This window comes from Alsobacter sp. (assembly GCF_059501845.1).
Map to the genome: position 1 here is coordinate 171819 of NZ_JCACDK010000021.1, position 19059 is coordinate 190877.

The 19059-nt window shown below is 68.2% G+C and carries 17 protein-coding genes and 1 pseudogene; 5 read left to right on the top strand and 13 right to left on the bottom strand.

Features of this window, described 5'->3' with window-relative positions; translation table 11 throughout:
• The first annotated feature begins 112 nt into the window (after positions 1 to 112).
• Positions 113 to 559, top strand: coding sequence for a DUF2147 domain-containing protein (locus tag AC5JCN_RS26305; protein ID WP_495758111.1), 447 nt, complete (start codon positions 113 to 115; stop codon positions 557 to 559).
• A 44-nt stretch (positions 560 to 603) separates the two neighbouring features.
• Here the strand turns inward: AC5JCN_RS26305 and AC5JCN_RS26310 are convergent, their stop codons facing one another.
• Complete coding sequence (locus AC5JCN_RS26310; RefSeq protein ID WP_495758112.1) at positions 604 to 852, bottom strand: DUF6894 family protein; 249 nt, start codon at positions 850 to 852, stop codon at positions 604 to 606.
• Between the two features lie 285 nt (positions 853 to 1137).
• On the opposite strand from AC5JCN_RS26310, the gene AC5JCN_RS26315 reads away from it, so the two are divergent.
• Positions 1138 to 2190 carry a fatty acid desaturase gene (locus AC5JCN_RS26315; RefSeq protein ID WP_495758113.1) on the top strand — a complete coding sequence of 351 codons (1053 nt, stop codon included), beginning with the start codon at positions 1138 to 1140 and terminating at the stop codon, positions 2188 to 2190.
• A 229-nt stretch (positions 2191 to 2419) separates the two neighbouring features.
• Here the strand turns inward: AC5JCN_RS26315 and AC5JCN_RS26320 are convergent.
• The 4 genes and pseudogenes from AC5JCN_RS26320 to AC5JCN_RS26335 form a co-directional block, all read right to left on the bottom strand.
• Positions 2420 to 2782, bottom strand: a pseudogene (locus AC5JCN_RS26320) (EamA family transporter); the annotation flags it as partial.
• A gap of 269 nt (positions 2783 to 3051) precedes the next feature.
• On the bottom strand, positions 3052 to 3705 hold the full coding sequence (locus tag AC5JCN_RS26325; protein ID WP_495758114.1) for a methionine ABC transporter permease: 654 nt from the start codon (positions 3703 to 3705) through the stop codon (positions 3052 to 3054).
• Positions 3686 to 4822, bottom strand: coding sequence for a methionine ABC transporter ATP-binding protein (locus AC5JCN_RS26330; RefSeq protein WP_495758115.1), 1137 nt, complete (start codon positions 4820 to 4822; stop codon positions 3686 to 3688). Before AC5JCN_RS26330 ends, AC5JCN_RS26325 begins: the two co-directional genes overlap by 20 nt.
• A gap of 89 nt (positions 4823 to 4911) precedes the next feature.
• Positions 4912 to 5730, bottom strand: coding sequence for a MetQ/NlpA family ABC transporter substrate-binding protein (locus AC5JCN_RS26335; RefSeq protein WP_495758116.1), 819 nt, complete (start codon positions 5728 to 5730; stop codon positions 4912 to 4914).
• Between the two features lie 206 nt (positions 5731 to 5936).
• Here AC5JCN_RS26335 and AC5JCN_RS26340 point away from each other — a divergent pair, with 206 nt between their 5' ends.
• A complete protein-coding gene (locus AC5JCN_RS26340; protein ID WP_495758117.1) occupies positions 5937 to 7316 on the top strand; it encodes a pyridoxal phosphate-dependent decarboxylase family protein in 1380 nt (459 codons plus the stop codon).
• 52 nt (positions 7317 to 7368) lie between these two features.
• Here the strand turns inward: AC5JCN_RS26340 and AC5JCN_RS26345 are convergent, their stop codons facing one another.
• From AC5JCN_RS26345 to AC5JCN_RS26365, 5 genes are all read right to left on the bottom strand, one after another.
• Positions 7369 to 8847 (bottom strand): gamma-glutamyltransferase, encoded by a 1479-nt coding sequence (locus AC5JCN_RS26345; RefSeq protein ID WP_495758118.1) that lies wholly within the window; start codon positions 8845 to 8847, stop codon positions 7369 to 7371.
• Positions 8844 to 10079, bottom strand: a complete 1236-nt coding sequence (locus AC5JCN_RS26350) for a M20/M25/M40 family metallo-hydrolase (protein ID WP_495758119.1) — start codon at positions 10077 to 10079, stop codon at positions 8844 to 8846. Before AC5JCN_RS26350 ends, AC5JCN_RS26345 begins: the two co-directional genes overlap by 4 nt.
• Entirely contained in the window at positions 10076 to 10861 is a 786-nt protein-coding gene (locus AC5JCN_RS26355) for an SDR family NAD(P)-dependent oxidoreductase (protein WP_495758120.1), read from the bottom strand. The genes AC5JCN_RS26350 and AC5JCN_RS26355 overlap by 4 nt, the downstream gene beginning before the upstream one ends.
• Entirely contained in the window at positions 10858 to 12093 is a 1236-nt protein-coding gene (locus AC5JCN_RS26360; protein ID WP_495758121.1) for a diaminopropionate ammonia-lyase, read from the bottom strand. Before AC5JCN_RS26360 ends, AC5JCN_RS26355 begins: the two co-directional genes overlap by 4 nt.
• 73 nt (positions 12094 to 12166) lie before the next feature.
• Positions 12167 to 12706, bottom strand: coding sequence for a VOC family protein (locus AC5JCN_RS26365; protein ID WP_495758122.1), 540 nt, complete (start codon positions 12704 to 12706; stop codon positions 12167 to 12169).
• 107 nt (positions 12707 to 12813) lie between these two features.
• On the opposite strand from AC5JCN_RS26365, the gene AC5JCN_RS26370 reads away from it, so the two are divergent.
• Positions 12814 to 13278, top strand: a complete 465-nt coding sequence (locus AC5JCN_RS26370) for an Lrp/AsnC family transcriptional regulator (protein ID WP_495758123.1) — start codon at positions 12814 to 12816, stop codon at positions 13276 to 13278.
• 19 nt (positions 13279 to 13297) lie between these two features.
• Here the strand turns inward: AC5JCN_RS26370 and AC5JCN_RS26375 are convergent, their stop codons facing one another.
• From AC5JCN_RS26375 to AC5JCN_RS26385, 3 genes are read right to left on the bottom strand one after another with little or no spacing between them, the layout of a single operon-like run.
• Positions 13298 to 14839, bottom strand: coding sequence for a flavin-containing monooxygenase (locus AC5JCN_RS26375; protein ID WP_495758124.1), 1542 nt, complete (start codon positions 14837 to 14839; stop codon positions 13298 to 13300).
• Positions 14836 to 16440 (bottom strand): amino acid ABC transporter permease/ATP-binding protein, encoded by a 1605-nt coding sequence (locus AC5JCN_RS26380; protein ID WP_495758125.1) that lies wholly within the window; start codon positions 16438 to 16440, stop codon positions 14836 to 14838. The genes AC5JCN_RS26375 and AC5JCN_RS26380 overlap by 4 nt, the downstream gene beginning before the upstream one ends.
• Before the next feature lie 31 nt (positions 16441 to 16471).
• Complete coding sequence (locus AC5JCN_RS26385) at positions 16472 to 17335, bottom strand: ABC transporter substrate-binding protein (protein WP_495758126.1); 864 nt, start codon at positions 17333 to 17335, stop codon at positions 16472 to 16474.
• Positions 17336 to 17677: 342 nt separating this feature from the next.
• On the opposite strand from AC5JCN_RS26385, the gene AC5JCN_RS26390 reads away from it, so the two are divergent.
• The gene (locus AC5JCN_RS26390) at positions 17678 to 18769 is read left to right on the top strand and encodes a peptidoglycan-binding domain-containing protein (RefSeq protein WP_495758127.1); all 1092 of its coding nucleotides are present in this window, start codon (positions 17678 to 17680) and stop codon (positions 18767 to 18769) included.
• Positions 18770 to 19059: the final 290 nt, after the last annotated feature.

A 19059-nucleotide genomic window follows, 5' to 3' on the forward strand; every position in this document is an offset into this window, starting at 1 on the left:
TTTACGCCAGCTGGAACGACGTTCGCCAATCCGGGCTCCCGGGGACGTGACCACGTTCCATGCCGGCGCGTGAAACGGTAGGCCTGCTCGTCATTCGCGAGGAGATGACGTCATGATTCGCTTGGCCGGGATCGTCGCAATCGGGCTGGCACTGGGTGCGCTCTGGGGTTTGCCGCAGGCGCATGCGGCCGATCCAGTCGACGGTGTGTGGGAACAGGTGGACGAGGACGGAACTGTCGGCGCCCTGATCACCATCACAGACCGCAATGGCGTCATCGACGGGGTCATCAGCAAGGTTCTTCCCCGCAAGGATCCCGTGCCCGAGACCTGCGAGAAATGCAGCGGCGCGAAGAAGGGCGCCAAGATCGTCGGGCTCAGGATCATCGAGAACATGCGCCGGGACGGAGACGAGTATACGGGGGGAACCATCACCGATCCCAAGAACGGCAAGGAGTACACCGCCCGGATGCGGCTCTCGGCGGACGGACGCACGCTCGATGTGCGCGGCTATATCGGAACGCCCCTGCTCGGTCGTTCACAGACCTGGCGGCGGCACTGAGCGCAAGCTTCGGCCCGCGTGACTCGCCCGCTGCCCGGCGCCGTTCAGACCGCCGACCGGAGAATGGTGACGCTGCTGGAGAACGAAACGGTGCCAAGGACCTCGCCGGCCTCGTCGGAAACGATGATGCAGCCCTTGCGCGGCCCGACGCCAAGCGACAAGGCTTCGCGGATCATCTCGTGAGCGCTGGCTTCGGCGCAGGCGAGAGCGGCCTCGGTGTCGTCGAAGGCTTCGCCGACAAGGTCATCGATACCGACGCCGCCCATGCGAACGCTGAGAAAATATTTTGGCAACTCGCCTCCTCTGTCATGAATTCATGGCGAGGCAAATGGATCCGACGAATAGGCGCAGACATTCCAAGATAGATTCATAAAGGAAAGATGCCGAATATTTTCGATTGGCAGCTGGCACCATTCTATGGTTCATGATGGAGCAAAGGCCAGCGACGGCACGCGCCAGCCAAGAGGGCCGGCCCACACCGGCCCGGTCGTGCCGTTATCGTCCCTCGTTTCGCTCGCGGCTGTTCCGACCACGGCAGCAGGCCTTCCCTCCAGTCCTCTCGCCAGAATCGGTTGCCGATGTTGCATGCCAGCCAGACGACCCCGCCGCCAGCCAAGCCCTGGCCGGCGGTTCTCGCCCCCTATCGCAAGCCCCGGCTCGCCCAGAGCCTCGTCGAACTCGTTTGCACGCTCGGCCCGTTCGTCGCGCTCTGGGTGGCGATGTGGATGGCGCTGGAGGCCGGATACTGGCTGAGCCTGCTGCTCGCGATCCCGACCGCCGCGTTCCTTGTTCGGCTGTTCATGATCCAGCACGATTGCAGTCACGACGCCTTCTTCGGCAACCGCGCTGCCAACACATGGGCAGGGCGCATGATCGGTGTTTTGACGCTGACGCCGTTCGGAGCGTGGCGGCGGTCCCACAGCCTTCACCACGCGTCTTCCGGCAATCTGGACCAGCGCGGCATCGGCGACATCACGACGCTGACGGTCGAGGAATACCGCTCGCGCTCGACATGGGGCCGACTGCTCTATCGGGCGTACCGGCATCCGCTCGTCATGTTCGGGATCGGGCCGGCCTATCTCTTTCTCCTGCAGCATCGCCTCCCGGTGGGGCTCATGCGCGGCCACGGCGTCGCTCCCTGGGTGAGCGCCATGGGAACCAACCTCGCCATAGCCGTGGTGGCGCTGGTCGCCATATGGGCGATGGGGCTCTCGACCTTCCTGATGCTGCACCTGCCCGTGGCGGTGCTCGCGGCGTCTGCTGGCGTCTGGCTCTTCTACGTGCAGCACCAGTTCGAGGACACGAGCTGGGAGCGGACGGGGGAGTGGAGCCACGCCGACGCTGCCCTGCACGGGTCCTCGCACTACGTCCTGCCTCCCGTGCTGCGCTGGTTCTCCGCCAATATCGGCGCTCACCACGTGCACCATCTCAGCAGCCGCATCCCGTTCTACAGGCTCCCGGAGGTTTTGCGCGATCATCCCGAGCTCAACGACCTCGGCCGGCTGACCCTCAGGGAAAGCCTGGGATGCGTGAAGCTGGTGCTCTGGGACGAGGCCGAGCGCCGCCTCATCCCGTTCGCCGGCCTCGCCGCCCTGCCGCGCGCCAACACCGTCGCACAAGCTGCAGGCTGAAGCCGCACGAAGGGCAGCGACACAAGGAGCCGGATGATGCAGCCGCACGAAGGCCCACGTCGCGATCCGGGAGCGAGCGAACGAGAACGCAAGCGGCAGCTTGTGCTTACCTGGAGGCTCTCGGCAGCGATCGTGGTTCTCGCCGGCCTCACGGCCGCGACCCTGATCTGGCGTTAGCGCGCGAGGTACTGGCCGGCAGGGAATGCGCGAAGGAGTTATCGCCGGAAACTCACCCGGCCGGACGAGGTGGAACGATGCGGTTCGGCCGCCCCGGCCGGAGCGAAATCAGCACGATTGCGGCGATGATGAGCGCGGCACCTGCGATCCCCTCGGCCGAGGTCCGTTCGGACAGCAGGAGTAAGGCGCCGGCCGCGCCGAAAATGCTTTCCGCGCTCACGATCACTGCGGCGTGGCTGGCGGGCGTGTGCCGCTGGGCATAGGTCTGCAGACCGAAGGCGGCGGCCGTGGAGAACACGCCGAGAATGAACAGCTCCAGCCCGGCGGCCCCGAACGCGTCCAGCCCGGATCGCTCCAGGATCAGCCCTGCTGGCAGGCACAGCGCCGCGCCGAACGTGAACTGAACGAGGGCCGTAACGGCCGGCGCGCCGTATCGCTGGACAGGGCTGGAGCCTCAGCGGAGACGTTGAACCGTTCTCGGCGCGGAGCATACCTCACAGCTGAAGGTTGAGCGTGATGAAAACATCAGCTCAACGCTTGCCGCGCGTTAGTTAATTCCTGCATTGCACACAGGCGAGGCTTTCCATGGAACGGAGCCTTCGGCCTTGGGTTGGCTCGACCGTCTCCTTGCTGCGTCGCCTGCCGTTCGCGAGGGGAACGCTGGGCTGGCGTCGATCGCCGCCATCAGCGGTGGTCGAGCTTTCGGACCGCGAGGTCGCCGATCCATTGCAGGCCGCACACCAGCACGACCAGCACCGCGACGACAGTGATCATCACGGTCGTCTCGAACCGCTGGTAGCCATAGCGGATGGCGAGATCGCCGAGCCCGCCGGCCCCGACGGCCCCTGCCATGGCCGACGCGCCGATGAGGGTGACGAGCGTGACCGTGAAGCCGGAGACGAGACCCGGCATCGCCTCGGGCACCAGCACCTCGCGCACGATGGTCCAGCGGCTGGCGCCCATGGCCCGGGCCGCCTCGACCAGCCCGGGCGGAACCTCCCGCAGCGAGACCTCGGCGATGCGGGCGTAGTAGGGGATCGCCGCAATGGAGAGCGGCACGATGGCCGCAGCAGTGCCGATGGACGTGCCCACAATCAGCCGCGTCAGCGGGATCAGTGCCACCAGCAGGATGATAAAGGGCACGGAGCGGAAGCCGTTGACGACCGCACCGACGACGCGGTTGACGGCCAGGTTCTCGCGGATGCCGCCCTTGTCCGTCGCCACGAGCAGCAGCCCCAGCGGCAGCCCGACCGCCAGCGAGATGAGGCCGGACGCGGCCGTCATGATCACCGTCTCGCCAAGCGAGCGCAGGAGAAGGTCAAGAAGCGCGGCGGACATCGGCGAGCTCCGGAGCGTGGCGGACGAGGGCGGGAAGGCGCCCGAGCAGAGCGACTTCGGCCGAGCGGGGGCGAATATAGGCGAGGGTTGCGTCGAGGCGATCGGCCTGTTGGGCGGGCACCGAGAGGAACAGCGTCGCTATCGGGACACCGCGCACGTCTCCGACCCCGCCATGCACGAGGCCGGCGGTGACGCCCGTCGCCAGGGCAAGATCCGCGATCAGGGGGCGCAGGGCATCGTCACCGGCGAGGCTCACCTCGATCAGCGCGTCGCCGTCACCGTCCGGCCGCAGGGCGGCGCGCAGTGTCTCGGGCAGCTGCGGCCTGACCGACTGCAGGAAGCTGCGGGTGATGGCGGCGCGCGGGCGCACGAATACGTCGGCGACGGGGCCCTGCTCGACGACGCGGCCAGCCTCCAGAACGACGACCGTGTCGCCGATGCGCCGCACCACCTCCATCTCGTGGGTGATCAGGACAATGGTGAGGCCGAACCGCCGGTTGATGTCGAGAAGCAGGTCGAGGATCTGCGCCGTCGTTTCCGGATCGAGCGCGGACGTGGCCTCGTCGCAGAGCAGGAGCGTCGGATCAGCCGCGAGCGCGCGGGCAATGCCGACCCGCTGCTTCTGGCCGCCCGAGAGCTGGGCCGGGTAGGCATCGGCCTTGTCGCCCAGGCCGGTCAGCTCCAGTAGCTCCGTCACGCGCCTGGCGCGGTCGGCCTTCGGCACGCCGCCGATCTTCAGGGGCAAGGCCACGTTGTCGGCCACCGTCTTGGCGGCCAACAGGTTGAAGTGCTGGAAGATCATCCCGATGCGCCGGCGCACCGGCTGAAGGTCGCGCTCGTCCAGCCGGGCGATGCTGCGCCCGTCCACGCGCACGTCGCCCGTGTCCGGCCGTTCCAGTCCGTTGATGCAGCGGATCAGCGTCGACTTGCCCGCACCGCTGCGGCCGATGATGCCCACGATCTCGCCGCGCGCGACTTCCAGCGACACATCGTCCAGCGCCGCGACGGTGCCGAAGCGCCGGCTCACCCTGTCGAGCCAGACGACGGGTTGGCCGGTAATTTCGGCTGCTGAAGTGGGTGTGCCCCGCCGGCGAAGCGGAGCGGTGTCGCGGGTCATGGGAAATCCTGAACGAGGGAGGCGCGCAAGGAGCAGGTGCGCGGGCGCCGGGAGAAGGGATGGCAGCGCCCGCACACCTCCGCCGCACCTCACCAGGCGGGCAGTCCGGCGCCCTTGTAGACGCGGGCGAGTTCGGCTTTCACAGCGTCGTTCTGGTAGGCGGCGACGAGGGTCTTCACCCACGGCTCGGCCTGCCGGTCCTGTTTCACCGCGATGAAGTTGCGGTAGGGATTGTTGGCAAGCGGTTCCTGCGCGATGCGGTCCGTGGCGGGGTTCAGGCCCGCCTTGAGCGCCCAGTCGGTGTTGACGACGGCGGCGTCGAGATCGTCGATCGCGCGCCCCACGATGCCGGCATCGAGTTCCTTGACGGTGACGCCGCGGGGGTTGTCGCTGATGTCGATAGCGGTGGCGAGGATCCCGGTACCGTCCCTGAGCTTGATCAGGCCCTCCCCTTCGAGAACCCGCAGCGCCCGGCCTTCGTTCGAGGGGTCGTTGGGAACGCCGATCACGGCTCCCTTCGGCAGGTCGGCGACCGACTTGTGTCTTTTGGAGTAGAGGCCGATCGGCCAGATCGCCGTGAAGCCCACGGGCACGATCTTGTAGCCGCGCGTGCTGATCTGGTTGTCGAGGTAGGGCTGGTGCTGGAAAGCGTTGGCATCCAGTTCGCCGCGCTCCAGTGCCTCGTTGGGCTGTGTGTAGTCTGAGAAGACGACCGTCTTGACCGTGAGGCCGTTCTTCGCAGCCTCGGCGGCGACGACCTTCCAGACATCCTCGTCCTCGCCGCTCATGATGCCGACCGTGACGGAGTTCGTGGACGCGGCCTGCGCAGCCGTGCCGGCGGCGAGAAGCCCGGCAGCGGCGAAGGCAGCCAGAACCTGCCGGCGTTGAAGAACGTGACGAAGGGCCATGAATCCTGCTTTCCGAGTAATCTAGTAGTACATAGAAATTATCATCTACTTAGGCCGTTTCAACCCCTGTCGAGGGACGCAGCCATTCAGGCCCTGCATCGCTGCAGGCCCGGAATTTGCGTCGCGGGTGACCTGCCAGGGGCCGCAGGTCGCGTATGACCGGAAAAGAGCGCATCATTTCCCGCGAATTTTTTTGCGAGGGCGCCATGCGCGGTCTGGATATTTCAGAGAATGAACTCGCCCTGCTGGTCGAGACTGCAGCCGACCTCGCCAAGCGATACTGGGCCAGCCTGCCCGCACTGCCGTCCTACCCCCAGACCAGCGGATCCCAGACCGCGGGGCTCTTCACAAGGCCGTGGCTGGAGGAAGGGCTGGGCAAAGCGGTCCTCGACGACTTCAAGGAGATCGCCGCGCATTCTCGGCCGGCAGGAGGCCGCTTCTTCGGCTACGTGGTCGGCTCCGGGGAGCCTGTTGGAGCCGCCGGTGACTTCCTGGCATCCGTGCTGAACCAGAACGCAACGGCGTGGCGATCCGCCCCGGCCGCCGTGTCCGTCGAGCAGAGCGTCGTCACGTGGCTCGCCGAGGCTGTCGGGTGCGGCGGCTTCCGGGGCTCGCTCTGCGGAGGAGGATCAGCCGCCAACCTGATGGGGCTCGCCCTGGCCCGTGAAGCGAAGCTGCCGGCCAACGAGACCGGAGTTCGTGAGCCGGGCGCGATCTACGTGTCCGAGCAGGCCCATTTCTCGATCGTCAAGGCGGCTGCGCTCCTCGGAATCGGGCGGAACAACGTTCGCCTGATCCCGGTAGACGGCAGTTTCGGGATGGACGTCGCCGCCCTCGAACGGGCGATCGCGGCCGACCGGAGCGCGGGACGCCATCCACTGGCGATCGTCGCGACGGCCGGCAGCGTCGCCACTGGCGCTATCGATCCTTTGCCGGCGATCGCAGACATCGCTGAGCGGGAGAACACCTGGATGCATGTCGACGGTGCGTTCGGGGCCTTGGCCGCGCTGGCGGTGCCCGAGCAGTTCGAGGGCATGGAACGCGCCGACTCCCTGTCGCTCGATGCCCATAAATGGCTCTACCAGCCGCTGGATTGCGGGTGCCTGCTCTATCGTGATCCCGGCGCGGCGAGGCGGGCCTTCTCGCAGAGCGCTGACTACGTGAAGACGTTCAACACGGATCCGACCGAGATCTTCTCGTTCTTCGACGAGAGCATGGAACTCTCGCGCCGCTTCCGGGCCCTGAAGCTGTGGTTCTCGCTGCAGTACCACGGGCGCCGCGCGTTCCGGGAGGCGATTGCCCGTGATCTCGATCACGCCCGGCTTCTCCATCGGCTCGTCCAGTCCCAGCCCGACCTGGAAGTGTTGGCCGGCGTCCCGCTGAGTGCGGTGTGCTTCAGGCACAGGCACCGGGACAACGAAGCCCTCCTGCGCAGGCTCATCGCCCGCGGGAACGTCTATCTCTCGAACGCGACCATTCACGGCCAGTTCGCGCTGAGAGCCTGCTTCGTGAACCACAGGACACGGGAGGAGGACGTGCAGATGATCGTCCCGGAGGTCCTCGCCGCAGCTGCAGAACTCGCCTGATCCGGCAGCGACGTTTCGTGCGGGGCGACCCTCACCCGCCGCGACGCCGCGCTCAGGCCACCCCCGACCAGGCCTCGCGCCGCCAGTCCGACACGGCGACGGGGGCGCCGTCGATCACTCCCGCTGCGACCACCGAGCCGAATTTCATGTGTCCGGGCGGCATCGGCTCGACGCGGTGTCCACGCCCGCGCAGCCCCTCCTGCAATGGGTGGTCGCTCTCCATCAGCAGCGTCCCGTCCTCGCTGCGCCAGCGCGGGCGAGCGATCGCCGTCGCCAGATCGTCGCCGCGCTCGAAGACCGCCGTGAGCACCTGGAGCAGGGTCTGAACCTGTCCGTCGGCGCCTGGCGTGGACAGGCCGATCGGGCCCGCCGGGGTCTCCAGCAGGACCGGAGCCAGTGTGTGCACCGGCCGCTTGGCGGGAGCGGGCTCGTTGAGCCCGGCCGTGAAGCCCCCGCACCGGTTGTTCAGGACGAAGCCGCCCTGTGGGACGAAAACGCCGGAGCCGAAATCGTCGAACACGCTGGCCAGCGAAGACACCGTCATGCCATGGCGGTCGGCGGCTGCCACGCCGGCCGTGTGCAGGTAGGCGCGCGGTCCTCCGCGCCGCCCCGCGCGCTCCGGATCGAAGCCAAGCGGCTCGTCCAGCAGCGAGGCCCCTTCGGCAACGCGATCGCGGCAGCGGAATGCCGCCTCGGTGAGCTCGACCCCGGCATGGTCCGCATCGCTGCCCGCAGGCCGCTCGTCCATCGCCTTCAACGCCATCGCCAGCAGGATGCCCTGGGACTGGGGCGGTTGCACCATGACCCGCATCCCCCTCCAGGCGATCTCAACCGGGTGGGCGAAGACGGTGTGGTGAGCGGCGAGGTCGGCGCGGTCGAGCGTTCCCCCGTTCCGGGCCACCGCATCCGCCACCGCGTCCGCCATCGCCCCGAAATAGAAGGCGGCGGCGCGCTCCTTTGCGATCCGGTCCAGCAGATTGGCGAGCTCGAGCTGGACCACGCGCCCGCCGGGCTCCGCCGCCACGAGGCTCCAGTCCGCGGCCCCTCCGCGAACGAGCCGGTTGCGCTGAGCCTCGACCGCCCTGGCCAGCCCCGGCGTGACCAGCATGCCGCCGCGCGCGAGGCGCACTGCCGGAGCGAGGATGCGATGCAGCGGCAGCCGCCCCCAGCGCTCCGTCATCTGGTCCCACGCGTCGACGATGCCCGGCGTGGTGACGCTCGCGCCGCCGTCCGACGCGGGCCCGGCGAAACCCCGCGGGGATGCCCCGGCGCCGTTGATCGCCGTCGTCGTGCCGTCGGATGTGCGCACCAGGAAGAAGCCATCCCCACCGAGCCCGCAGGCATCCGGCGAGACGACCGACAGGACAGCCTGCGCGGCGACCACGGCATCGACTGCAGACCCGCCGTCGCACAGGATCTCCTGTCCTGCTGCGGTGGCCAGCGGGTGGGCTGCGGCGATCGCTCCACGCGATCCAGCCAGCACCGGCCTGATCCGGGACGAGTAGGAATCGGCCACCAGGGGCGCGCTCATGTCACCTCCTCCTCGGCCTTCCGCCCCAGCAGCGATCGCGCTGCAAGGAGCGTGACGGCGAGGCAATCGACCACGTCCTGCTCATTGACGTAGTCGTCGACGCCCGCAGCGAGCGTCGGCTGGGGCCCGAAGCAGACGGCCGGCACGCCGAGGGCGCGCCAACGCGACGCGTCGCTCGCGGGGAGCCGGACCACGGGTCGCGCCTCGCCCCGCACGGCCCGGCACGCCTGCAGAACGGCGGCGACAGGCGGGCTCTCCGGCGACGACCAGTTCGGATCCCATCCCTTGATCAGCCGCCACGACAGGCCGGGAGCGGCCGCGACGAGTGCGTCGAGCCGGCCGGACACGTCTGCCATCGTCAGGCCGGGAGGGATCCGGAAGTCGATCTCGGCCTCCACCCGGGTCGCCACCTGGCTGACGAAATCGCCGCCCCCGATGCGCCCGATATTGGCGGAGAGGCGCAACCCGTGCTCGCCGGCATGGGCCTCCACGGCAGCGATGGCGGCGGGAGCTTCGGCACGCCACGCATTCCACCCGTCGATCTCTGCAAGAGCCCGCGCGAGGCGGGCCATTGCGCTCGACCGCTCCGTCGTGAGCATGCCCTGGCCGGGCGGGCTCTCGGCCGTCAACGCCACCCACATCAGGCCCTTTTCGGCGAGGGCGACGCCCATTTCGCCCGGCCCCTCGGCATTGATGACGGCATCGCCGCGGAGATCCGGGTCGTGTTCCAGCAGCCACCGCGTGCCATGCGGGCCGAAGACGACCTCGTCGGCGACGGCCGTGAAGGTGACACGCCCGCGCAGGTTCGCGTCTCGCGCCAGCAGGACGAAGGCGACGGCGAGGACGGCCGTGCCCGCCTTCATATTGCCGATGCCGAGCCCGGTGAGCCGGCCACCGCCACGGCCCAGCCGGAAAGGAGGGACGCTCCACGCCGCCTCGTCCCCCGGCGCCAGCGTGTCGAGATGCCCGTTCAGGACAAGGTGGGGCCCACTTTCGCCGAAGCGGCAGAGAACGTTCGGCTTCTCCGGCACCGCCGCCCTCGTCTCGGCAGCAAGGCCGTTCTCGGCAAGGTAGGCCGCGATGACGCGTGCCGGACCCGTCGTGTCGCCCACCGGCTGGTCGCTCCGGGCTTCGACGAGGGCGGCGCACATTTCTACGAGACGCTCCCGCTGCGCTTCGGCCAGAGCGCTTGCACCGGCGACCTCTTCGTGGGTCAGCGGAGTTTGGGTCATCCGACCTGCCACCCTCCGTCCACGGTGATGGCCTGCCCCGTCACGTACCGGGCGAGATCGGAGGCGAGGTAGACATAGGTGTCGGCGACCTCGGCAGCTGTCCCGAGCCGGCGTTGCGGGATCCGCGCTTCGAAGGCGGACTTCAGGTCCGCCGCCGGCCGGGCCTGAAGCACGGCGCGCTCCTCGAAGAGCTGGTCCAGCATGGCGCTGCCGATCTGGCCGGGACAGACCGCATTGACGGAGATGCCCTTGCCGGCCAGCTCGGCGGCGAGGCACTGCATCAGGCCGAGCATGCCGAACTTCGAAGCCGAGTAGGCAGCGTTCTCGACACCGCCGCGCAGGCCGAACAGCGACGAGGTGAAGATGATATGCCCCCGCCGCGGCCCAGCGACCATGCGCCGGGCGAAGGCCGTCGCGGTGAGGAAGGCTCCGGTCAGATTGACGTCCAGAACCCGTCGCCACGCGTCCGGGGCGATGTCGACGGCCGGCGCCAGCAGCAGGATCCCGGCATTGGCGACGACGAGATCCACGCCGCCCTGCGCCGCGTCGGCCTCGGCGGCGGCCGTCTCGGTGGCGGCCGCGTCGGTGACGTCGACGACAGCGCCGCGCACGGGGCCGAGCCCTTCGAGCGCCGCGCACGCCGCCGCCAGCGCGCTCTCCTGCACGTCGGCGATGGTGACGCGCGCGCCCTGGCGCAGGAACGCCTCGGCGATGGCGAGGCCGATCCCCTGAGCGCCCCCGGTGACGAAGGCGGAGCGGCCGGCGAGAAGCTGCGCGCTCATCGTGCCATCTCCCGCTTTGGCGTTCGACGTCCTTGGCGGACAGCATCGGAGTTGCGTCCGACGACCCGCTGGTAGGTCTCGGCATCCGTGTCGGACTCGCTTCCGATGACGACGACGCGCGACCGGTCGTCGAGATGCAGGGCGGTGCGCAGCCGCTCATCGGCCGCTGCCGCCAGGAGGCCGGCCATGGCGGCGCACCCCGATTCACCGGCCACGAGCGGAGGGTCGCCGTCCAGCGGATCGGCCAGGAACCGCATCGTCTCGACCGCGGCGGAATCCGGCAGGGCGAGCACGTCGTCGATGGAGGTGCGGAGCACGACCCAGGCGGGAGCGGACACCTCGCCGGCCGCAAGGCATGCCATGAACGTGTCCGTGTCGCCCTCGATCGGAACCGGCCGCCCGCTCGCGACCGCGCGGAAGACGCAGTCGGCCCGCTCCGGCTCGACCACCACCAGCCGCGGACGGTCGGGTCCGAGCGTCTCCCAGAAATGCGCGGCGAGCGCCGCCGCCAGGCCGCCGACCCCAGCCTGGACAAAGACGTGTGTCGGCAACGTGCCGCCGGCAGCGTCGAGGATCTCCTGCGCGATGAGGGTATAGCCCTGCATCACGAGCGCGGGGACCGCAGCGGCGGGATCGTCGGACGTGTCTGCCACCAGCACCCAGTTGCGCTCGGCTGCATCGGCGGCGCAGCGGCGCACAGACTCGTCATATTGCCCGGGCCCCCGCACGATCTCGGCGCCGAACTTCGCGATCTCCCTCTCACGTTCCATGCTGACGTGCTCGTGCAAGTAGATGATGCACTTGCAGCCGAAGAGCCGCGCGCCCCAGGCAACGGAGCGGCCATGATTGCCATCCGTCGCGGCGGCGACGGTTATGCCAGGGAGACCAACAGGAGAAGAAGCCAAGCCCGAGCCGATCTCCGTGTGGGCGGCGGCAGAACGGTCCCGCAGTGCGCACAGCACGGCATAGGCGCCGCCCAGCGCTTTGAAGCTGCCGAGACCGAAGCGCTCGCCCTCGTCCTTGTAGGCCACCGATGCGACCCGGAGGCTGCTTGCAAGTGCATCGAGCATGACGAGCGGCGTCGGTGCGTAGCCGGGCCAGGAGCCGATCTCGTCGCGTGCGCGGCGATGTGCGGCCAGGCTGAGGACCCGGCGCTCCTCTTCTCCGTAGGGTCGCGACGGATCGGCCATCTCGTTGTGAACGTGTCGGGCCTGAAAGCGTGGAATGGGCATTGAAGTGTCCTGACGTTCCGGCACGGCACGGCCGGGGGTTCAGATTGGCAGGGCGGCAAGGCTGCGCGTGCGGTCAGTCCGGCCATCGCTCGGGAAAGGCGGGGGTCCAGAGCCGGCGTCCCGGTCCGCCTTCCGGCCCCTTGCCGGCCGGGTAGGAGACGAGTTCCAGCTGCAGGCCCCACGGCGCCATGAAGTAAACCCATGTCGACCCTGCGGCCGGACCCTCGGAGATCATTTCGGGAGTGCCGGCGATCCGGACGCCGTGGGCCTGGAGGTGAGCCAGAGCGGCCTGGAAATCGTCCACGTAGAAGGCCAGGTGGTGGCCACCCACATCGCTGTTGCGCGGCGCCTCGCGTCTTTGGTCCGGGGCCTCGTACTCGAAAACCTCGAGGTTCGGCCCGCGCGGGCAGCGCAGGAAGCAGTACCGCATGCTCGCCTCGGGCGAGACGGCGAGCCTGTCGCGCATCGTGTCCGGATCGGCGAAGCGGCCGCCGTCGAAGACGAACTCGCAGCCGAGGACGTCGCAGAAAAATCTGATCGCCTCCTCGAGGTCGGGGACCGTGAGGCCGACATGCTCGATGCCGCGCAGTCCGGGCAGTCCCGTGCCGCTCATGATTGCCTCCACCCGTACAGTTGAAGCGGCCACTGGAGGTCCGGGCTGAACCTGGGCGGTGCCAGCGCGTTAGCTGGACAGTCCCCCACGCAACGGGCCGGAGCCGCATGCCCCTCGATGACTTCGATCGCCGGCTGCTGAAAGCCGTGCAGGCGAACAACCAGCTGAACGCCGACCAGCTCGGCGATGCCGCGGGCCTCTCTCCATCCGCCTGCCTCAGGCGCATGAAGCGGCTGCGGGACGAGGGCATCATCGAATCGGAAGTCGCCGTGGTGGCACCCGAGACGCTGGGCCGCCACCTGATGATGATCGTGCAGGTCACGCTCGAGCGGGAGCGTCCCGACCTGATGGACGAATTCAAGCGCTCGATGCGCGCCACGCCCGAGGTGATGCAGTGCTACTACGTCACCGGCGAGACCGATTTCATCCTGATCGTCACCGCCAGGAGCATGGCGAACTACGAGGAGTTCACGCGCCGCTTCTTCTTCGACAATCCGAATGTCCGGCGCTTCCAGACCATGGTGGTCATGGACCGCGTGAAATACGGGCTTGCCGTTCCGATCGACAGCTAAGAGCGGAGTCACGCTCATCTCAGGCCCTTTCCTCGACGGTGGCGTCGCGCGCCTCCGGCTGCGCCGGCTGCGTCGCACCCGCGGGCACGGGCTCGCGCCAGTTTGAGAAGCGCCGCAGTGACGTCAGGCGCCAGGCATACTGCGTGGCGTTGTCCGGCCACTGCGTCACGATTCGGCCGGTGGACGACTTGAAATAGTTCTGGCCTTCCGCAAAGGCCGTCCCGGCCATGCGGGTCTGCAGCCATGAATTGTAGCGGTCGGTGGCCTCCTGGCTGACCTCGACCCGCGGCAGGCCGAGCCGGTCCAGGCGCGAGACCTCGGCAGCCACGAATGCAGACTGGCGCTCCAGATTGGAGATGATGAAGCCGCCATTCGTGTTCGGGCCGTAGAGCATGAAGAAGTTCGGAAAGCCCGGAACCATGAGGCCCAGGAACGCCTGCGGCTCACCGGCCCAGACATCCGCCAGCCACTTGCCGTTGCGGCCGTGGACGGGAAGGCTGCTCAGGTACTGCGTGGCCTCGAACCCCGTGCACAGGACGATGGCGTCGGCGGCGTGCTCGACACCGGCGGCGTCGACCAACCCGCCAGGCGTGCACGATGCGACCGCACGCGGCACGAGCGTCACGTTCGGCCGCTTCAGCGCGGGAAAGAAGTCGCTGCTGACCACGGCTCGCTTGCCGGCGAAGGGGTAGTCCGGCGTAACGGCGGCGGCGAGGTCGGGGCGGTCCGCGAAGACATCGCGGATATACGCGAGCGCCGCGTCGCGGGCAGCGGTGTTGGACCGCGATCCCGGCTTGAAGAACGCGCCGTTCCACTCGCGCCGTTCCTGGGCCAGATACAGTTTCAGGCGGTAAAGCTTGCGCAACGGCCAGACGCGCAGAAGGGCGCGTTCCCAGGCCGAGAAGTCGCGGTCCTGCTTGGGCAGGAGCCACCCGGGCTGGCGCTGGAAGAGGGTCAGGTGTGCCACCTCGGGCGCGAGCGCCGGGACGACCTGGGCGGCGCTCGACCCGGTTCCAACGACTGCGATCCGCTTGCCCGCAAGCGGAACCGGCTTCCACCGCGCGGTGTGGACCACCGGCCCCTCGAACCGGTCGAGTCCCGGCCAGTCCGGCCAGCGCGGCTTGGCGAAAAGGCCCACCGCGGACACCACGGCATTGAAGAACCGGCTGGCTCCGTCGGAGGTGGAGACCACGTAACCCTGGCGCGCCTCGTCCCAGGTAACCTCGGACACCCGCGTCGACAGTCGCAAATGGCGGCGCAGGTCGAGGCGGTCGACCACATCCTCGAGGTAGCGCCGGATCTGCTGGTGCCCGACATGAGTCCGGCCCCAGTCGTGCGGCGCATAGGAATAGCTGTAGAGGTGGGAGGCGGCGTCGGTCGCCGCTCCGGGATAAACGTTGTCGAACCACGTCCCCCCAACACCCGGCGACGCTTCGAAGATCGTGAGATCGGAGTGGCCAGCGCGCCACAGCGCGGCGGCCGCGGCAATTCCGCCGAAGCCGGCACCGACGATGGCGACGGAGAGGCCCTGGCTCCGCCGCGAAGACCCTGTGCCCGTCATGCCGCTTCCGCCTCCTCGACCAGATGGCTCAGGAACTTGCGCGTGCGCTCCTCGCGCGGGCGGACGAGCACCTCCTCGGGCGGCCCTTCCTCCACGACGCGGCCGTCCGCCATGAACACCACGCGGTCGGCGACTTCCCGGGCGAAGCGGACTTCATGGGTGACCACGATCATCGTCATGCCGGCGTCGGCGAGGCGGCGCATCACTTGCAGCACCTCCCCGACGAGTTCGGGATCGAGGGCGGAGGTCGGCTCGTCGAACAGCATCAGGCGCGGCGTGATCGCCAGCGCCCGGGCGATCGCCACGCGCTGCTGCTGGCCGCCCGACAGGCGGTGGGGCAGGTGCCGGACGTGGCTGCCGAGGCCGACGTCGCGCAGCAGGGCCGTCGCCAGGGCCTCCGCCTCGGGCCTGTCCTGGCGGTAGACCTCGACGGGGGCGATGGCGACGTTCTCGAGCACCGACAGGTGGTCGAACAGGTTGAAGTGCTGGAACACCATGCCGATGCGGGCCTTGGCCCTGGCCCGCGCCAGGTCCCGGACGGGCTGGAGCCGGCCGTCGACCCGGCGGTAGCCGACATGCTCGCCGCCGACGAGGACTTCCCCGCCATCGATGGATTCGAGGTGGTTGATCAGCTTCAGCAGCGTGCTCTTGCCGGAGCCGCTCGGCCCCATCAGGACGACGACCTCGCCGCGCCGGACCTGCAGGGACACGTCCTTCAGCACCTCGACCGTGCCGTAGCGCTTGCGCACGTTCCGGCAGTCGACGAAGACGCCCTCCTCGCCCGCTCCCTCGGCCGCGGCTTGCCGGGCGACGACCTCGGCGGTACCGCCGCCGGTCGACGGTTCCATTCCGGCCGTTGCACCACGATGGCCGCCGGGATTTGGCGACTGCTGCCGCTCGCGCGCCGGCGGGAAGCCGAGCCAGCGGCGCCAGCCCGCGGCTCCGGTCCCTTGCGTGTCCGTGTTGACGGCCTCTTCGACGCGGCCCTGGATCAGGCCGAGAACCGTGGTGGCGGCGAGGTACATGACGCCGGCGGCACAGAACACCTCGAAGAACTTGAAGTTCTGGGCGACGATCGTCTGGCTGCGCAGCGTCAGCTCGTCAACCGCGATGACCGAGGCGAGCGAGGTGAACTTCAGCATCGAGATCGCGTCATTGCCGAGCGCGGGCAGGATCGCGCGCAGGGCCTGGGGCATGACGATCCGCCGGAGCGTGAGCATCGGCCCCATGCCCAGGGAGGCCGCTGCCGTCTTCTGCGTCCTGTTCACGCTGCGAATGCCGCCGCGGATGATCTCTCCGGCGAAGGCGGCCTCGTTGAGCGTGAAGCCGATGATCGCGGTGGCGATCGGGCCGGTCGTGATCCCGAGCGACGGCAGGGCCGTGTAGAGGAAGACGAGTTGCAGCAGCAGAGGGGTGCCGCGGATGAACCACGTGTAGAGGAGAGCCGGCGTCCTCACGAGCGGGTTGGTGCTCTCCCGCATCACCGCCAGGCCGAGCCCGATGACGAGGGCCAGCGTCATCGAGACCGCCGTGATCTGCAGGGCGATGAGAATGCCGCCCCAGAGATAGCCGGAGCCGAGATAGTCCATGAAATCGGTCATGGCAGGCTCCGGGGCGAGCGCCTTCAGGCCGTCACTGGGTCTTGACGGCTGGCTCGGTGACCTGGCTGTCGGCAAAGCCCCAGGTCTTCATCTTGGCCTGCATCGAGCCGTCCTGGTGCTGCGCCTTGAGGCTTGCGAGAAGCCCGTCGCGCAACTCCGTGTCCTTCTTGTTGACGGCGAAGCCGAAGACGAAGTCCGTCGGAATGGCGAAGCCGACCATCACCTTGTCGGGCGTCGTCGCGGCCAGGTAGGACGCCACCCCCGCATCGGTGAGGACGATGTCGGCGCGGCCCTGCGCCAGCGCGCTGTAGGCCCGGTCGATGCTGGGGAACTGCAGCGGCGAAATCGGCTTCTTGCCGCTCTGCTGGCAGGCCTGACTCTGCTTGTCGAGAATGGCGTTCTCGACCGTGCCGACCACCTGGGCGGCGGTGACGTCGCACACGTCGGCAAGGCTGTTCAGCTTCTTTGGGTTGCCGGCCTGCACGAGCGAGGCCTCTCCCGCCTTCATGTACTCGACGAAGTCGGCCTGCTTGGCGCGTTCGTCGGAGGCATACATGCCGGCTGCGATGAGGTGCACGCGCCCGGCCTGAAGCGCGGGGATGAGGCCGGCGAAGTCGAGCTTCGAATAGGTGAAGGTGAAGCCGAGGCAGTCGGCCGCCGCCTTCAGCAGGTCGGGCTCGATGCCGACGATGCTGGCGGGGTTCTTCGGGTCGGTCGCCGAGTAGTTGGCCGGTGCCGGAGAGATGCCGACGACGACCTCCCTCCCCTTGAGCCCGGGATAGCGCGAAGAAAGATCACCGCACGCGGCTGCCGATGCCGCATTGGCATGCGGCACAGAGATGGCGGCCAGGATAGCGGCGGCACAAACCTTCAGGACGATGGTGCTGATTTTCATGGCGAACCTTCCCGTTCCCGCGTCTCTCAGCAGGCTAGGGGGAACGTCGCGCTCAAAATCCGCGAATTGGGCAACGCCACGCGTGGAATAGCGCTCGATCGGCAAACCCGGCGCGGAAAACCGGCAGGCATCAAAAGGGCCGTCGTCGCCCGCCCTTCGGTATGACGGCCTGTGTCGTCACGCTCGGGAGGGCTGTCCAGGGGTGCGATCACTCGCAGCAGCCCGGTCCGCCGCCGGGTCGCAAACGGATTTGAGGCCCGGCGCTGTCGGGGAAAACGGGTCTTGACTACAATCATCGCGACAGGGCCGAAGGCTCTTCTACCCGTTTCGCAGGTCACACCCATGATGCAGACCTACTTCGCACGGGGCCGCGGCCGGTGCAGCGCGTGCGCGGTGCAGCGCAGCGATGCAGGCGCGGGACTAACGGCGTCAGTCGGCGAGGGGGGCGGTAACAGGACGCCGGATGTCAGCAGGGTCCAATCCCTGCTGAACGGTGTCGACGTCGAAAGTGGAGGGCCCACCGTACCGCTGGTGATCGACGGAATATGCGGGCCGAAGACGAAGGCCGCGATCCTTCATTTTCAGCGCCACGACCGTCATCTGATCGCCGATGGACGGATCGATCCAAACAAGAACACGTGGAAAGCGCTGATCGAGGTTTCCAGCGGCAACGACGAACCAGTCCTGCCAAGGACGGCAACGTCCGCGCCGCAGCCCGTTGCGAGGGTGGACGAAGCCACCAAGAAGCTGTTCGTCGCCTACCTCTGGTATACACGCCACCGCATCTTCGAGACGATCAAGGCGATCGATGTCGCGATGGAGGAACTGGAACTCTGCCGCGCCTATGCGGACCTCCACCGCGGCAAGACACTGTACGAGGGGTATCTCCACTGGGAGGTCCGCCTCGAGGAGTTGCCGACCTTCCACCGTGTTTTCAAGGTCGTCGATCCCAAGATGACGATCGAGCATGTGAGGGCTCGCCTGAAGCGCGTCAGGCTCGTCTACACGCACATGGTGGACGTCATCGTCGCGAATACGTTCACCACCCCGGCGGCCGAGAAGAACCATACGCGGGAGTTCCTGCGGGTCGTGGACCAGAAGTTTCTCGATTGGGCGCACGGCCGACACCAGGCCATCGCCGACGCGCCGCTCGGGGGCTGGTGGCACAAGAACGCCCAGATCGCGCATATGCGGTACGGGTCGGACTACATCCAGGCCCACGACGCATTCACCACGCTCATCCACGAGATGGCGCACTTCGTTTCGCACAGCTCGACGTACCGGATCGACCACGAAGGCGGTTTCTACAACCAGGCATTCAAGGCCACCGCGCAGCAATGCGTGCGCAACGCCTTCTGCTACGAGTGGTACGCGATGCTCGCCTGCTTCAAGTCGCAAAGGCACCAGAGCGACGATGACCTCAGTCTGAGCTGAGCGGCCGTGTGCCGGGTCGCGTATCCGCTGCGTGGCCGAACCGCCCCGAAGCTGAAGCCTGCCGCGCGCCTGATCTCCTTAACAAGCATGGCCGGTCGCTGCGCCACGGCCCGGGGACGGGCGTCTGGAGATCGAGCCCGAGGGTGCATTGGCGGGTCTAAGGACGCTGGCGGAGGCCCGGTCGGGCTCCAGAATCAAAAAGCCCGCCGTCCTTTTGGACTGGCGGGCTTTGAGTTTGGTTGCGGGGACAGGATTTGAACCTGTGACCTTCAGGTTATGAGCCTGACGAG

Excerpts from the sequence above, each read along its gene's own strand:
- AC5JCN_RS26330 (WP_495758115.1), bottom strand. The coding sequence starts at position 4,822 with ATGACCCGCGACACCGCTCCGCTTCGCCGGCGGGGCACACCCACTTCA.
- AC5JCN_RS26365 (WP_495758122.1), bottom strand. The coding sequence starts at position 12,706 with ATGAGCGGCACGGGACTGCCCGGACTGCGCGGCATCGAGCATGTCGGC.
- AC5JCN_RS26355 (WP_495758120.1), bottom strand. The coding sequence starts at position 10,861 with ATGAGCGCGCAGCTTCTCGCCGGCCGCTCCGCCTTCGTCACCGGGGGC.
- AC5JCN_RS26385 (WP_495758126.1), bottom strand. The coding sequence starts at position 17,335 with ATGAAAATCAGCACCATCGTCCTGAAGGTTTGTGCCGCCGCTATCCTG.
- AC5JCN_RS26340 (WP_495758117.1), top strand. The coding sequence starts at position 5,937 with ATGCGCGGTCTGGATATTTCAGAGAATGAACTCGCCCTGCTGGTCGAG.
- AC5JCN_RS26390 (WP_495758127.1), top strand. The coding sequence starts at position 17,678 with ATGATGCAGACCTACTTCGCACGGGGCCGCGGCCGGTGCAGCGCGTGC.
- AC5JCN_RS26370 (WP_495758123.1), top strand. The coding sequence starts at position 12,814 with ATGCCCCTCGATGACTTCGATCGCCGGCTGCTGAAAGCCGTGCAGGCG.
- AC5JCN_RS26305 (WP_495758111.1), top strand. The coding sequence starts at position 113 with ATGATTCGCTTGGCCGGGATCGTCGCAATCGGGCTGGCACTGGGTGCG.
- AC5JCN_RS26335 (WP_495758116.1), bottom strand. The coding sequence starts at position 5,730 with ATGGCCCTTCGTCACGTTCTTCAACGCCGGCAGGTTCTGGCTGCCTTC.
- AC5JCN_RS26350 (WP_495758119.1), bottom strand. The coding sequence starts at position 10,079 with ATGACCCAAACTCCGCTGACCCACGAAGAGGTCGCCGGTGCAAGCGCT.
- AC5JCN_RS26375 (WP_495758124.1), bottom strand. The coding sequence starts at position 14,839 with ATGACGGGCACAGGGTCTTCGCGGCGGAGCCAGGGCCTCTCCGTCGCC.
- AC5JCN_RS26380 (WP_495758125.1), bottom strand. The coding sequence starts at position 16,440 with ATGACCGATTTCATGGACTATCTCGGCTCCGGCTATCTCTGGGGCGGC.
- AC5JCN_RS26325 (WP_495758114.1), bottom strand. The coding sequence starts at position 3,705 with ATGTCCGCCGCGCTTCTTGACCTTCTCCTGCGCTCGCTTGGCGAGACG.
- AC5JCN_RS26360 (WP_495758121.1), bottom strand. The coding sequence starts at position 12,093 with ATGCCCATTCCACGCTTTCAGGCCCGACACGTTCACAACGAGATGGCC.
- AC5JCN_RS26315 (WP_495758113.1), top strand. The coding sequence starts at position 1,138 with ATGTTGCATGCCAGCCAGACGACCCCGCCGCCAGCCAAGCCCTGGCCG.
- AC5JCN_RS26345 (WP_495758118.1), bottom strand. The coding sequence starts at position 8,847 with ATGAGCGCGCCCCTGGTGGCCGATTCCTACTCGTCCCGGATCAGGCCG.